Source organism: Collimonas sp. PA-H2 (assembly GCF_002564105.1).
In the GTDB taxonomy this organism is placed as follows: domain Bacteria; phylum Pseudomonadota; class Gammaproteobacteria; order Burkholderiales; family Burkholderiaceae_D; genus Collimonas.
The window spans coordinates 294,096-307,356 of sequence record NZ_PDBX01000002.1 but is presented as its reverse complement, the minus strand read 5'-3'; the positions used below and the strand labels follow the sequence as shown (position 1 = coordinate 307,356).

The 13,261-nt window shown below is 61.2% G+C and carries 13 protein-coding genes; 7 read left to right on the top strand and 6 right to left on the bottom strand.

The genetic code is table 11. From position 1 onward, the window contains the following. The first annotated feature begins 231 nt into the window (after window positions 1-231). Complete coding sequence (locus BCF11_RS26955; RefSeq protein WP_199111265.1) at window positions 232-849, top strand: ATP phosphoribosyltransferase regulatory subunit; 618 nt, start codon at window positions 232-234, stop codon at window positions 847-849. Window positions 850-928: 79 nt separating this feature from the next. Here BCF11_RS26955 and BCF11_RS26950 read toward each other — a convergent pair whose 3' ends face one another. Together BCF11_RS26950 and BCF11_RS26945 are read right to left on the bottom strand one after the other, a co-directional pair. Next, the gene (locus BCF11_RS26950; protein WP_098498008.1) at window positions 929-2,395 is read right to left on the bottom strand and encodes a S41 family peptidase; all 1,467 of its coding nucleotides are present in this window, start codon (window positions 2,393-2,395) and stop codon (window positions 929-931) included. A gap of 68 nt (window positions 2,396-2,463) precedes the next feature. After that, on the bottom strand, window positions 2,464-3,069 hold the full coding sequence (locus tag BCF11_RS26945) for a pyridoxamine 5'-phosphate oxidase family protein (protein ID WP_098497922.1): 606 nt from the start codon (window positions 3,067-3,069) through the stop codon (window positions 2,464-2,466). A 250-nt stretch (window positions 3,070-3,319) separates the two neighbouring features. On the opposite strand from BCF11_RS26945, the gene BCF11_RS26940 reads away from it, so the two are divergent. The 4 genes from BCF11_RS26940 to BCF11_RS26925 all read left to right on the top strand — a co-directional run bounded on the left by BCF11_RS26940 (window position 3,320) and on the right by BCF11_RS26925 (window position 6,897). After that, complete coding sequence (locus tag BCF11_RS26940; RefSeq protein WP_098497921.1) at window positions 3,320-4,393, top strand: serine hydrolase; 1,074 nt, start codon at window positions 3,320-3,322, stop codon at window positions 4,391-4,393. A 68-nt stretch (window positions 4,394-4,461) separates the two neighbouring features. Continuing rightward, complete coding sequence (locus BCF11_RS26935) at window positions 4,462-4,956, top strand: nuclear transport factor 2 family protein (RefSeq protein ID WP_233212731.1); 495 nt, start codon at window positions 4,462-4,464, stop codon at window positions 4,954-4,956. Window positions 4,957-5,016: 60 nt separating this feature from the next. After that, window positions 5,017-5,643 carry a TetR/AcrR family transcriptional regulator gene (locus tag BCF11_RS26930; protein ID WP_098497920.1) on the top strand — a complete coding sequence of 209 codons (627 nt, stop codon included), beginning with the start codon at window positions 5,017-5,019 and terminating at the stop codon, window positions 5,641-5,643. A 51-nt stretch (window positions 5,644-5,694) separates the two neighbouring features. Beyond that, window positions 5,695-6,897 (top strand): MFS transporter, encoded by a 1,203-nt coding sequence (locus tag BCF11_RS26925; protein ID WP_098497919.1) that lies wholly within the window; start codon window positions 5,695-5,697, stop codon window positions 6,895-6,897. Between the two features lie 21 nt (window positions 6,898-6,918). On the opposite strand, the gene gcvA is transcribed toward BCF11_RS26925, so the two are convergent. After that, window positions 6,919-7,830 (bottom strand): transcriptional regulator GcvA, encoded by a 912-nt coding sequence (gcvA, locus tag BCF11_RS26920; RefSeq protein WP_098497918.1) that lies wholly within the window; start codon window positions 7,828-7,830, stop codon window positions 6,919-6,921. A 124-nt stretch (window positions 7,831-7,954) separates the two neighbouring features. Here gcvA and BCF11_RS26915 point away from each other — a divergent pair, with 124 nt between their 5' ends. Together BCF11_RS26915 and BCF11_RS26910 are read left to right on the top strand one after the other, a co-directional pair. Then, entirely contained in the window at window positions 7,955-8,632 is a 678-nt protein-coding gene (locus BCF11_RS26915) for an FMN-dependent NADH-azoreductase (protein WP_098497917.1), read from the top strand. A gap of 83 nt (window positions 8,633-8,715) precedes the next feature. Beyond that, on the top strand, window positions 8,716-10,086 hold the full coding sequence (locus BCF11_RS26910; RefSeq protein WP_158229298.1) for a S9 family peptidase: 1,371 nt from the start codon (window positions 8,716-8,718) through the stop codon (window positions 10,084-10,086). A 60-nt stretch (window positions 10,087-10,146) separates the two neighbouring features. Here the strand turns inward: BCF11_RS26910 and BCF11_RS26905 are convergent, their stop codons facing one another. The 3 genes from BCF11_RS26905 to BCF11_RS26895 all read right to left on the bottom strand — a co-directional run bounded on the left by BCF11_RS26905 (window position 10,147) and on the right by BCF11_RS26895 (window position 13,062). Then, on the bottom strand, window positions 10,147-10,590 hold the full coding sequence (locus BCF11_RS26905) for a hypothetical protein (RefSeq protein ID WP_098497915.1): 444 nt from the start codon (window positions 10,588-10,590) through the stop codon (window positions 10,147-10,149). A gap of 39 nt (window positions 10,591-10,629) precedes the next feature. After that, complete coding sequence (locus BCF11_RS26900) at window positions 10,630-11,157, bottom strand: spore coat U domain-containing protein (protein ID WP_098497914.1); 528 nt, start codon at window positions 11,155-11,157, stop codon at window positions 10,630-10,632. A gap of 174 nt (window positions 11,158-11,331) precedes the next feature. Further along, window positions 11,332-13,062 carry a CocE/NonD family hydrolase gene (locus tag BCF11_RS26895; RefSeq protein ID WP_098497913.1) on the bottom strand — a complete coding sequence of 577 codons (1,731 nt, stop codon included), beginning with the start codon at window positions 13,060-13,062 and terminating at the stop codon, window positions 11,332-11,334. Between the last annotated feature and the right edge of the window lie 199 nt (window positions 13,063-13,261).

Below are 13,261 nucleotides of genomic sequence, written 5' to 3'. Positions count from 1 at the left end.
ACGAAATATTGTGACACCATCGATGCATGGAAAACATGAACACCCAGCTCGCTAAGCACCATCAATGGCCAATTTTTGCGCCGGAATCTGTCATGTCCATAAGCCACTCTTCGCAGGCAAGATGCTAAGAGTGGGAAAACCAGATCAAAGGCGCCGATGGCGCCTTTTTTATTGCCTGTTCAAATTCAACCAAGGAAACCATCATGACCATGATTCGCGGAACCAGATTTATTGTCGGCCAAGAAGCTGCCAGCCTGCGCGCCATCGAGGCCCGCTTCCGGGGCTTCCTTCATTGAAGCTAACGCCCAGGAAACCATCGTTCCCGCGTTATGGGGACAGGATACGTTCACGGACAAAGCCGGGGGAAGCGAAGTGCTCGAGCAGATGTGGGCGTTTGACGACAAGAAGGGCCGGCCTTGCTGCCTGATTCCTGAAGCTACCGCACTTTTCCAGGAGCGAGCTGTGGAGTTGTTGGGTACAAAGAAAGAGGCAAGCTATTTCTATATCGCCAGATGCTATAGATACGAGCGTCCGCAAGCCGGCCGTTATCGTGAATTCACACAGCTGGGTTTCGAGATACTGACCGGACGTCCTGAGCGTGGCCTTGAAGCAGCCCGCGATCTGTGTACTGGCTTCTTGAGTTCGCTAGGACTGGAGTACGAAATCGACATAGCTGCAAAACGCGGATTGACGTACTACCTGCGGGGCGAGGGATTTGAAATACGCTGTCCTGAACTGGGTGCTCAAAAGCAGCTTGTCGGCGGCGGCGCCTATCGCGAAGGGGCCGGTTTCGGCATCGGTCTTGAGCGGCTGTATCTAGCATTAAAAGCGCAAGGCAAGCTGATTTGATGAGGCGGCCAGGACGCGGCGATGCCGGATTTTCCTGAAGCCGGTTGTCAATGGCCGAGTCATCCTTGTCGCCAGCGTCCTATTTTTCCAGTGCAATGCATGCCGGTTGCGCCGGCATGAAGCGCGGGTTGACGCTCACCACTTGCACAGGCTTGCCGGCCAGCGCATTGAGAGCCTGCTGCAGCTGCCAATCCTTGGCGCCGCCGAATTCCTTTTGCGGCAACGCGCTTTTGTTCGGGTCCGGCTTGGCTTTTGCGCGCTGGTCGCGCTGGCGCTGGCGTTCTTTGCGCACATCGGCGAAGGGATCGGGATTGGGCTTGTTGGCATAGGGCGCGCGCGGAATGTCGACTTCGCGGTAAATGAGCAGAACGCCCTCCATGTCGGCATCCTTGCGCGGTCCGACGATCCAGTCGGGCACCACGCCGTAGCCTTCCATCGGGCAGCCGTTCGGCCGCAGGTTGCGGGCGTTGCTCCAGTTCAGGTAGGTGCCGTCGCGCGTGCCGATGCCGGTTTGCGCCATGCCTTTGCCGTAGGTCGGCGTGCCCAGCAACTTGGCGCGGCCGAGGTCCTTCAGGGCTGCCGCCGTGGCTTCGGCGGCTGAGGCGCTCTGGCCGTCGACCAGCACGATCAGCGGCACGCTGCGCCACCAATCGTCTGCCTCCAGCGGCGCCAACGGATCCTGGCCTTTCAGCACCGGCAGGTCGTAGTCCGGCCAGTTGGTGCTGATGCGGTGCTGGATCTTGTCGTCGCGTTGCAGCGTGACCATGGCGGTCTTGTTGCGGCCGGTGAAGAGGCCGATGATGCCGATGGAAGCGTTCAAGGCGCCGCCGCCGTTGAGCCGCAGATCGAGGATCACGGCCTTGACCGGCGCGCCATTTTTCCGTGCCGCCTGCACTGTATCGATGTAGTCGCCGATGGCAGGTTCCGGAAAACTGCTCATGCGCGTGTACAGCACATCGCCCGGCAACCGTTTGGCGCTTGCCGGCCGTTGCTTGATGATGGCGCGCAGCAGCGTGAATTCAAGCCGCTGCTGCTTTGCGCCGCGCAGCAGCGTCAGCTTGAGCGGCGTGCCGACGTCGCCGCCGGCGTATTTGGCGATGTCGGTAGTGCTGATGCCGGCCATGCTGTTGCCGTCCATCGCTACCACGATGTCGCCGGTGCGCACGCCGGCCTGGGCCGCGGGAGCGTCCGGTACTACGTCGATGATATGCAGGCCGTCCGCCAGGGTTTCGAAGATGATGCCGATACCGGGCGTGCCATTGCGGGTGCGCTCGTCCTTCTTCGCTTGCTCCTGCTGTTCCTCGGCATTCATGAATTTGGCGTAGGGCAGGGTTTTGACGCCCAGGCGTATTGTTTCGTCGAGAAAGGCGGGGACGTCGATCTCTGTCAGGTGATCTTTCTTGAGTATTTCCACTACCGATTTCAGTTCGCAGATCTGGGATTCCCAGTCGGGAGGGCAAGGCGACGGTTCGGCGGCATGGGCCGGCGCGGAAAATGCCAGTGCGATGAGCTGAGCGGCGAGGATGGGCCAATGCCGGCCTGACATGCCGCCGTCGCTAATTTTGCGGCTTGTGGCCCATCCAGAAAATACTGTCATCAGATGCGTATTCCTTGCTAGTAGAGGCTGGCCTGCACCCGCGCCGGCAACTCGCGGTCATAGGCGTCGGCGTCAAAACCGCCGCTGCTGAGGCGCTTGAGCATGGCGCCAGGGCTAGGGAAGCTGGCGGCTTCAACTTGCTGTCCGGGATCCCACAGCTTCGAGCGCACCAGCGCCTTTGAGCAATGGAAGTAGACCGCCTCTATCTTGACGATGATCACCGTGCGCGGCAGCTTGCCGTCGATGGCGAATTTTTCCAGCATGGCCGGTTCCGCAGAGATTTCGGCGCGGCCATTGACGCGCAAGGTTTCGCCGATGCCCGGTACGATAAACAGCAGTCCGATCCGGGCATCGCTGAGGATATTGCGCAAGGTGTCGATGCGGTTGTTGCCCGGACGGTCAGGGATCGCCAATGTGCGTTCGTCCAGGATCTGGACGAAGCCGGGCAGGTCTCCCTTGGGCGAGCAATCCATGCCTTCCGGTCCGGAAGAGGCAAACACCACGAATGGCGAAGCGTTGACGAAAGCCTGGTAATCCTGGTTCAGATGGTCGATTTCCTTCCACAATGAACGCTCGTGAGGCTTGCCGTAAATTTGCTCCAGTTGCGCGATATCGGTCAGCATTGCTGTCCTCCGATGTTGGATTTGCAGCAATTTTACCGGGAAACCCCGCCGCCTGCCGCTGACGGCGGAGCGACTGCATGCGCTCGCAGCCGGGCGATGGACACAAGGTGGAACTCGCAAGTACACTATCTTGATTTTTTGGCAATCCAGTGCTCGGCAGCGTCCTGCGCAAAGAGAATCGCAGGCTCGGGCAAAATGGCGTAGGCTGGCAAAGCAAAGGCAAGGGGACACCATGCGTCGTTTGGCATTAATGCTTCTATCAAACCTGACCGCGAGCCTGGCGCTGGCAGCGCCGGCGTTGCCGGCGGGAGAGGCCGAGCAGCAGGCGCAGCTCGACCAGGACATCCCGCAACTGCTGAAACAGCATGCGATTCCCAGCGTCTCTATCGCTCAGATCAGAGGCGGCGTGGTGGTGCTGATAGCCGCCTATGGCGAGCAGGGCGACGGCGTGCCTGCCACGCCTGCCACGCTTTACAACGCAGCCTCGCTGACCAAGCCGCTGACTGCTGAAATCATTTTGCGGCTGGCCTCGAAAGGCGAAATTTCGCTGGATGAGCCGATGGACCGCTACTGGCTGGATCCGGACATCGCCGCCGACCCGCGCCACGCCTTGCTGACGCCGCGCCTGGCGCTCAGCCATCGGACCGGTTTCCCCAACTGGCGCGACAGCAAGGAGGGGTTGAAGATCCTGCGCGAACCCGGCCTCAAATGGGGTTATTCCGGCGAAGGCTATCAATATCTCGCGCACTTTGCCGAAAACAAGACCGGCCAGGATTTCGAAAGCCTGGCGCAGGCTTATCTGTTCAAGCCGATGGCCATGACCGAGACCGCCTATAGCGGCCGGGACTGGTTCAAGGGCCGCATCGCGGTCCCCGCCAATGCCGCCGGCAAGGCCTTGCAACCGCAGCTTGCCAGCCGTTTCAATGCGGCCGACCTGCTGTACACCACCGCCTATGATTACGGCTTGTTCATGGCCGGCGTGCTGGCCGATCAGGGCCTGAGCCCGGCCATCGCGAGCGAGCGAGGCAAGATCCAGGTCAGCTTGATGGATGAAATGTGTCAGGGTAAGCTGGCCGAGAGCTGCCCGCCCAATGCCGGCTTTGGACTGGGCTGGCAGATACTGGCTTTCAAGGATGAGACGCTGCTGATGCATACCGGGAAGGACGAGGGTGTCTTCACGTTCGCCTATCTGAACCGGAGCAGCCGCGACGGTGCGGTCATCCTGACTAATAGCGACAACGGCTACAAGATCGTGCTACCGGTGCTGGAACGCCTAGCCAGCAGCCCGGCTTTCCTGCGCTACCTGCGCGGACAGATACAATAAACGCTGCCGCGGCAGAAACTTCGGTATCCCAGGAATTCATTATCGCCAATCGTCAAGGAGCTTTCCGGATGGCTTATATATTTTTCTTGCGCCATGCGATCGGCATGCCGCTGCTGGCGCTGCTTTCGTCACAGGCTGTCGCCGCTGACAGCGAGGCGCTGACGCAGACGGTTGCGGCACTGGATGCGCAGGTGTTTGATGCCTACAATCGCTGCGACATGGACGCCTTCAGCGCCTATTTCATACCCAAGGTGGAGTTTTATCATGACCAGGGCGGAGTGACCTGGGACCGCGATGCGGTAGTGGCAAACACGCGTAAATACATCTGCGGCAAAGTGCGCCGCGAGCTGCTACCGGAAACTCTGAAGGTCTATCCGATCAAGGATTATGGCGCGATCGAGGAAGGCGAGCATCGCTTCTGCCAGATCGATACCGGCAAATGCGAAAGCATCGCCAGGTTCCTGATGGTTTGGGAGCACAAGGACGGCAAATGGCTGGTGACGCGGATCGTCAGCTACGGTCACCGCTCTTTGGCGCCGGACGAGAAGGTGGCGGCGCACTGAACGGCATCGCCGTTCGTAAAAAAACTTGATTATGGAAACGATTGCTTCCATAATCCATCAATGAAAACCGAAACCACTTCATCGCATGCAAAATTATCAACTCCGCGCGGACGCCCGCGCGAGTTCGACATGGATGAAATCCTGGATAAGGCTATCCCCGTGTTCTGCAGCCGCGGCTATCACGGCACGTCGATCAACGACCTTGCGGAAGGCATGCAGCTGACGGTCGGCAGCATCTACAAGGCGTTCAAGGACAAGCGCGGGGTGTTCCTGGCGGTCCTGGGCCGCCAGTCTTCGCAACGCGGCGCCGAGCTGAGCCAAGTGCTGGCAGCGGCACAGTCGGGGCGCGACAAAGTGCAGGCTGCGCTTGTGTTCTATGCCGAACTGTCGCACGGCAGCAAGGGCAGGGAAGGCTGCCTGGTCGTCAGTACGGCAGTTGAGCTGGCGGCGCTTGATGCAGAGATCGGCGCACGCGCCGCCGAGGCGATGCAGGGGCGCGAAGCGCTGCTGAACCAGCTGATCCGGCAAGGCAAGAGCGACGGCTCGATTCCGCCGCATATCGATAGCGCCGCCACCGGCCGCCTGTTGCTTTGCCTGTTGCAAGGACTGCGCGTGGTGGGCAAGACCGGTAAGACGCGCAAGGAAATGCTGGCGGTGGTCGATGCGGCAATGAAAATACTGTCGTAAATTTTTTTGTCAATTTAGGAAGTGATCGTTTCCATTTTAAAGGGGAAGTAAATGGATTTGACTGCAACTGCTGCCAATACGGCGACTGAAGAAGTGGGGGTTTCGCCGTGGATTACCTTGCTGCTGGCAACCGCCTGCGGCTTGATCGCGGCCAATATCTACTATGCCCAGCCGCTGGCCGGCCTGATCGCCGCCGCGCTTGGACTGCCGCCGTCAGCGGCGGGCTTGATCGTGACCTTGACGCAGCTTGGCTATGGCGCCGGCCTGCTGCTGATTACTCCGCTCGGCGATCTGTTCGAAAACCGCCGGCTGGTGCTGGTCCTGATCGGGCTGGCCACGCTGGCTTTGCTGGGAGCGGGACTGGCTTCCCATCCGGCGCAGTTCCTAGTCGCCGCCTTGTTCGTCGGCCTTGGCTCGGTGGCGGTGCAGGTGTTGGTGCCGTACGCCTCGCACATGGCGCCGGAAGCGGTGCGCGGGCGCATGGTGGGCAATGTCATGAGCGGCCTGATGCTGGGCATCATGCTGGCGCGGCCGGCATCCGGTTTCATCACGCAAATGTCGTCCTGGCACATGGTGTTTTTCCTGTCCGCCGGGCTGATGGTGCTGCTGGCGCTGCTGCTGTCACGGACCTTGCCGCGGCGGATGCCGCCAGCCAAGCTGGCCTATGGCGCGCTGCTGGCTTCGATGTGGCAACTGCTGCTGCGCACCCCTGTGTTGCGCCGGCGGGCGCTGTATCACGCCTTCCTGTTCGCTGCTTTCAGCCTGTTCTGGACCACCACGCCGCTGCTGCTGGCAGGGCCGTCATTCCATCTGTCGCAGGGCGGCATCGCGCTGTTTGCGCTGGCGGGCGTGGCCGGCTCAGTCGCTGCGCCGATTGCGGGTAGGGTCGCCGACCGAGGCTGGAGCCGCCCGGCGACCGGATTGGCGATGCTGGCGGTGGCTCTCGCTTTCCTGATGACGCACGTCGGCCAGCAAGGCACGACCCTGTCCCTGGGCTTGCTGGTGGCGGCCGCGATCTTGCTGGACTTTGGCGTCGCCGCCAACATGACGATCGGGCAGCGAGCAATCTTCATGCATGGTGCGGAATTCCGCGCGCGCCTGAACGGCCTGTACATGACGACCTTCTTTGCCGGCGGCGCCATCGGCTCCGCAGTCGGTGGCTGGGCTTACGCGCAAGGTGGCTGGCATCTTACATCCTGGGTTGGTTTCGCGTTGCCGATACTTGCCTTGCTTTACTATGCGACTGAGTTCTAGGCAAGGATCTGCGGCTGACCTTTAAAACAGCAGGGCTGAAGCGTTGGCCTGCGCGCTGATCCAGGCGCAGGCATCTTGTACATGCGGGTCGCTTTCCCTGGTTCCCGGATACACCAGATAGAAGGCATAAGTATTGAGCACAGGACCGAACGGTTGCCGCAAGACGCCGCCACGCAGTTCGGGCTCGATCAGCGAGGTGCTCAACAGCGCCACACCTTGCCCCGCGATGGCTGCCGAGATGGCGTGGCTTTCATCGGAAAACACCATGCCGGCGCGGCTGTCCAGTTGGTCGACGCCGGCGTGCCGGGCCCATGCGCGCCAGGTCGACGGTTTGCGCAGCGTGTTTTGCCATTCGCAATGAATCAGGGTTTGCTTGAGCAGGTCTGCGGGTTTCCTTACCTTTAGCCGCGGGCTGCAGACCGGTGCGATGCGGTCGTCAAACAGTTTTCTGGCGACCAGTCCGGGCCAATTCCCCAGTCCGTAGCGGATGGCGATGTCAGCTGTATGACCGTCCAGCGGCGCGATTTCCACCGAAGTGTGAATCCGCAGATCCTGTCTGGGATAGGCAGCGCGAAAGGCGCCCAGCCTGGGCAGCAGCCAGCGTGCGGCAAATGCCGGCGTGGTCGAGATGGTGAGCACTCGCGGCGTAGTGCGGTCCTGGATGCGGCTGATGACAGCGGCGAACGCATCGAAGCCGTCGCGCAATGCGGCATACAGCTCGGCGCCGGCGGCAGTCAGATGCAGTTGCCGCGGCTGGCGCTGGAACAGCGCAATGCCGAGCGCATCTTCCAGGCGCCGGACCTGGTGGCTTACCGCCGTCGGCGTCACCGAGAGTTCCGCTGCCGCGGACTTGAGGCTCACATGCCGCGCTGCCGCTTCGAACGCCCTCAGGGCTGCCAGCGGCGGCAGGTGGCGCCCTTTCGAGTTATCCATAGATGAGTTTTATTTTCAGGTAATCAGTAAAAATTGTCGTTTGTCCCAATGAGTAAGGGGATTTACAGTGGATTCTGAAATTGATGCATGAGATTAATTCCCATTGATGAAGGATAGCTGAAAAATGACCACCTTATTGCATCTGGACGCCAGCGCGCGTAGCGGGCGCTCTGACCAGCAACAGCATGGCTCGCATACGCGCAGGCTGTCGCATCGCTTTGTCGAACACTGGCTGCAGCAGCGTCCCGGCGACCGGATAGTAGTGCGCGATGTCGGCCTGAACCCGCCGTCTCCGGTTAGCGGCGCCTGGATACACGCTGCGTTTACCGCTCCGGCGGCACGCGAGCCGTGGATGGCCGAGGCCCTGGCCGAAAGCGATGGCTTGATCGATGAAATACTGGCCGCGGATATCCTGTTGCTTGGCGTGCCGATGTATAACTTCAACGTGCCGGCGCAATTCAAATCCTGGATCGACAATATCGTCAGGGTAGGGCGCACCTTCGGTTTCGACCGCCAGCGCCAGGGCGAGCCTTACTGGCCGATGCTGAAAGACGCCGGCAAGCTTGCGGTGGTGCTTTCGTCCAGGGGCGACTATGGCTATGCTGCCGGGCAAAGAATGGCGTCCATGAACCATGTCGAGCCGGGCATTCGCAGCGTGCTTGGCTACATAGGCATCGAGCGCCTGCATAGCATCGCGATCGAATACGACGAGTTCGGCGATGCGCGCCTGGATGAATCGATCGCAGCGGCGGAGGCAGAAGTCAGTGCTTTGGTGAACAGTTTGATCGCCGGCTTGCGCTAGCGTCGCCGGTTCAGATCGGGTAATGGGGTTGCTTTGAGGTAAGTATGTCGAGTAGGATTTGCCCTCTACGTCAAGGAATTCAGATGCCATCCACCAAAGCTCGACCCTCTGCCAATCCGCGCTGCTTCGTCCTTGCGCTTGCCTGCTTTTCAACTACGGCTTTTGCCGAGCCGGTGCAGACCGCGGCGCCTGCCTGCCTTACCGGAGCCTATCGTTCGCCGGCAGGCGAGACCGTCACCCTGACCCAGCGTCCGGGCTTTCCGCAGACACTGCTGGCGACCGATTTCAACGGCCGCAGCGGCGTCTTTGAGGCAGCCGAGGAGGGTGTTTTGAACGCAGCGCCGGTTGCCGATAATCCATCCAGGCTGGCTGGGCGTTTGACTTATGCAGGATGCCAGGCCGCTTCGGTCAGCTTGCAGTTTGCCGGCGCTGACGCGCAACAGTGGTCGCGCTTGCCGCTGCGGATTACCCGCATCCGTTTCATGTCCGGCGCGGTGCAGCTGAACGGCGAATTGATCGAGCCTGTGGCTGGCGGCGACAAGCCGCCGCTATTCGTGCTGGTGCATGGCTCCGAATCGACCGCCGCGGTCGATTCCAGCAACCATGCATTCCTGATGGCGAGCCAGGGCATCGCCTCCTTCGTGTTCGACAAGCGCGGCACCGGCGCCTCGGGCGGCGCCTATACCCAGGATTTCGCACTGTTGGCGGACGATGTTGCCGCCGCGGCAAGGGAGGCGCGCAGGCTGAGCGCCGGCCGTGTCGGCCGCATCGGCCTCGCCGGCTTCAGCCAGGGCGGCTGGGTCGCGCCGCTGGCGGCGGTCAAGGCGCAGGTGGATTTCCTGGTGGTCGGGTACGGCGTGATCGGCACGCCGATCGAGCAGGACCAGTGGCAGGTAGATTATCAGCTGCGCCAGCTCGGCTATGGCGACGAGGTGATCGGCAAAGCGCGCACCCTGACTGCCCTGGCCGGCGATGTAGCGGCATCGGATTTCCATCGCGGCATGCCGCAGTTGCTGCGCGCCAGGGACAATTATGCGGGTGAGCCATGGCTGGCGAAAATCGATGGCCAGTACAGCGGCGAACTGCTGCGCGGCGAGGTGGAACGGGCGCGCAGTGAAAGCCCGCAAGTGATCTGGCATTACGATGCGCTGGCGGTGCTGCGGCAGCTCGCCATTCCGCAGCTGTGGGTGTTTGCGCAAGACGATTCGGTGGCTCCGAGCGCGCCGACCATCGCCCGGCTGGAAGCCTTGCGCGGCAGCGGCAAGGATATCGCGATTGCGGTTTTTCCGCAGTCGGACCACGGCATCCGTTCCTTTTCCGTGATGCCTGACGGCAGCCGCAAATACCTGGCTTATGCGGCCGGCTACGATCAGCTCTTGGCCGACTGGATGAGACAGAAACCGTTGTCGCCCGAGGCGCAGGACAGGATGCTGGCGCCGCCGGCCAGGCTGTGAATTTTTGCTTGGCTCAATGCGAGCGGCCGTCGTCGTTGATGACGCTGATCGCGCCAAGGATCAGGCTTTGAATTTATTCTTGAGCGCATCCAGCTTGGAGCTGGAGGGCGCACTGCCGCTGCTGCTGTCTTCGCCGTGCCAGTCTTCCTGGTCATCCTCGGCGAATTCTTCCGCCAGGTTTTTCCAGCCTTTGCTCGCCGCGAAGGCATTGAATTCTTCCGGCGCTTCCAGCACGATCAGCTTGTCGTCCTGCAGGCCGAGATCGCCGTGGCCGAAGTCGGGACCGGTGTAGCCGATCTGGCGCAAGCGAGCCAGGATCTGGCCGATCAGGCGCTGGTCCTCGAACAAGCGTTCCTTGCCGATCGCCACGGCAAAATCGACGTAGACGTCGATAATTCCGTAACCTTCGTCGAAGATGCGGATAGCTTGGATGTCATGCTTGCGGCCTGCAGCGTCGGTGACGCTGAACGGGCCGCTGAGTTTGATGTCGGTTTCACTGTTCATAATCGGCAGGATACACCAAATGCCGGCAGATGAGATGGGCTAGAAGGTCACGGTAGCGACGACGGTATCGGTAAAAGTGGTGGCGATGCCGGACTGTCCAGACGGTACGCGCGCATATACGGTCAGCGGTGTTGCCGTGCCGGAGGCAGTGGCGCTGGCGGGCGCGGTGCCCGCGGTATTGCCCCAGGTCGTGGTGCGGCCGGAATCCGAGAACAGTGCATAGTTGAGATAGGTCGGCGAGCCGCCGCCGCTGGAGAGGCGGCGCAGCGGGACGCTGTCGGTCGAGCCGGTGTTGGCGTTGGCGCCTTGCCCCAGGGTGATCACCGGCGCCGCGCCCGGCGTACAAGTGGTGGTGACGTTGGCGGTGACGTCCTGATTAGCAGTGGCGTTGACCACGACCGGATCGTAGGTGGTGGTAAAGCCGGTGGTGGAGATGATGCAATCGTTGCCGATGGTGACCGTATTGGTCATGGTGGCCGTCGCGGTCCCGGCCCAGGCGCTGCCTGCCGCGATCATGCCTGCGAGGGCGGTAATGATCAAAATGCCATGTTGCATAGACTTTTGCATGACGAATCTCCCGATTGCCACTTCTTGTTATTCAAGTCCGGTTCCCTGTTGATGCTTATATCTATAGCACAAATATTTTCATATGGAAATATTATTTTTGTTGATAATTGTTAGAGGTATGGCTGCTTCAGAAAACAGCTTGCGCGGTAAATTGCGCAAGCTGTCGCATCGGACTTATAAGGTTGGCAATGTCAAAGTCGATTGCTGACCCGGGTTGAATTCAAAGCGCACGCCGAAACGCTCGCCCGGATTCACCGGCGAGGCGTACAGGCTGTCGGCAGTGTCCAGCACCACGCCGATATGATGGCCGGCCGGCACGTCATAGGCGATGGCCGAGAATTCGATAGGGAAATCGACGGTCTGGCCAGGCGTTGCCCAGTGCAGGGTGGTGGCGCCATGGGTAATCAGGATGCCGGTGCCGATGGCGTCGACGTCATACAGATAGGCGACTACTTGCGCCCGTGCCTGCGACGGCGTCACGCGCAGATTCAGCTTTGGAATCCCGCGGATTTTTTGCGTCGCCGCCAAGGCCGGCGCTTCATAGCGCACGCCGGCTGCCAGGCTGACCGTCAGCAGCGAATTGACCACGGGCAGGTTGACGGTTTCGCCCAGGGTCGAGAGGATAGGAATCAGGCCGCTGGTGGCAGTGGTGTCGAAGAAATTCTGGATCAGGTCGGAATCGCTGGTGTTATTGAGCGCTGCGGAGATGGTCCCTTTGTCGCCCTTGCCGCAGAAGCAGCTGAGATCGAAGCGGACCGGGCCGCGTGGGCCGAGGTAGTAGGTCCGGTTGCTCAGCTCCGGCGCCGGCCAGTTGGAAAACGATTCGCGGCGGTCGCTGAACTTGATTTGCATGGTCACCTTGGGTTCGGTGTCGATGCCGTTCTGCTCGCCCTTCAGCCAGCGGTTGAACCAGCGGTGCGCCTGGTCGTATGGATAGTTGGGGGCGCCCAGCAAAGCGCCGGTCAATTCCGCGGAAGCATGGATGCCGGCATTGAGCAATATCTTCTTCGGTCCGGTGAGCGCGGAGAACATCGCCAGCGATGAATTCGGCGTGAACATGTCGTCCTGGAAGTTCTTGCTCAGGAATACCGGCGCATTGCGCTTGTTGATGGCGGCGACGTAGCTCGATGGCGAGCGCGGCTTGGCCCAGGCCGTGATGCCGGCGATGGTCGCCGCGCTGCTGTTCGGATCAAGCAGGGCCAGTATGTTCTGGTTCACCTCGGGCGCCGGGCGGCCGGTGACGCTGCCGGCCAGGCCGAGCACCGTGGCCCAGGTCAGGTTGGGCGAGCCGGCGGTGTACAGCTGATCGGCCAGGGTGGCCCAGCCGGACAGCGCCACGGCGGTCTTGAAGCGCGCGTCCTGCCCGAGCGCGATCAGCGACAGGCCGGCGCCGTAGGAGATGCCGCTGGCGGCGACGTTGTTGATATCGATAGGCGCATTGGCCTGCAGCCAGTCCAGCACCGAGGAGACATCGCGCGCGTCTTCCGGCGCGGCGACGTCGACCTGGCCGCCCGACAAATAGAAGCCGCGTGCGGTATAACTCACCACTACGTAGCCGTCCTGCGCCAGTTTTTGCTGCTGGCCGATATATTCGACACGGCCGGGCGCTGCCCAGCTGGCGATCATGACGATCGCCGGGAATTTCTGGTCGCTGCTGCTGCGTTTCGGCAGGAACAGGTTGGCGGCCAGCTTGGTGCCGTCGAAACTGGTGATGGTCATGGCGGGAATCCAGCAGGTGCCGTCTATCGGCGAGACGATGCCGGGCGACTGCATGGGGCTGGAATAGCTTGCCGCTTCAGCCGCGCTGGCGCTGCGGCACAGTTCGGCGTTGGCGGCTGCCGACGCCAGGCTCAAGCCCAGCGTCAGGGCAATGCCGGGCAAGGATAAGAAAGACGGGATGCGCATGCGACGTTCTCCTGAACATTATCGATTATTTTGTGCCAAAGTAAGCATGGGTTTGGCATGCTCGCTGGCGCGGGAAAGCATGTTGCCGGGATGATGATTGCTGCATTAATTGAAACTGTGGACTGCGGATTGCGAAACAGCGGATGGTAGTGATCGGTCAGTCTCTGGCTGGACGCCTGCAAGTGCGCATGGATTGCCG

Bases quoted from the DNA above. Each gene is read 5' to 3' on its own strand.
- BCF11_RS26950 (WP_098498008.1), bottom strand. From the start codon at position 2,395: ATGTCAGGCCGGCATTGGCCCATCCTCGCCGCTCAGCTCATCGCACTG.
- BCF11_RS26945 (WP_098497922.1), bottom strand. From the start codon at position 3,069: ATGCTGACCGATATCGCGCAACTGGAGCAAATTTACGGCAAGCCTCAC.
- BCF11_RS26940 (WP_098497921.1), top strand. From the start codon at position 3,320: ATGCTTCTATCAAACCTGACCGCGAGCCTGGCGCTGGCAGCGCCGGCG.
- BCF11_RS26935 (WP_233212731.1), top strand. From the start codon at position 4,462: ATGGCTTATATATTTTTCTTGCGCCATGCGATCGGCATGCCGCTGCTG.
- BCF11_RS26930 (WP_098497920.1), top strand. From the start codon at position 5,017: ATGAAAACCGAAACCACTTCATCGCATGCAAAATTATCAACTCCGCGC.
- BCF11_RS26925 (WP_098497919.1), top strand. From the start codon at position 5,695: ATGGATTTGACTGCAACTGCTGCCAATACGGCGACTGAAGAAGTGGGG.
- gcvA (WP_098497918.1), bottom strand. From the start codon at position 7,830: ATGGATAACTCGAAAGGGCGCCACCTGCCGCCGCTGGCAGCCCTGAGG.
- BCF11_RS26915 (WP_098497917.1), top strand. From the start codon at position 7,955: ATGACCACCTTATTGCATCTGGACGCCAGCGCGCGTAGCGGGCGCTCT.
- BCF11_RS26910 (WP_158229298.1), top strand. From the start codon at position 8,716: ATGCCATCCACCAAAGCTCGACCCTCTGCCAATCCGCGCTGCTTCGTC.
- BCF11_RS26905 (WP_098497915.1), bottom strand. From the start codon at position 10,590: ATGAACAGTGAAACCGACATCAAACTCAGCGGCCCGTTCAGCGTCACC.
- BCF11_RS26900 (WP_098497914.1), bottom strand. From the start codon at position 11,157: ATGCAAAAGTCTATGCAACATGGCATTTTGATCATTACCGCCCTCGCA.
- BCF11_RS26895 (WP_098497913.1), bottom strand. From the start codon at position 13,062: ATGCGCATCCCGTCTTTCTTATCCTTGCCCGGCATTGCCCTGACGCTG.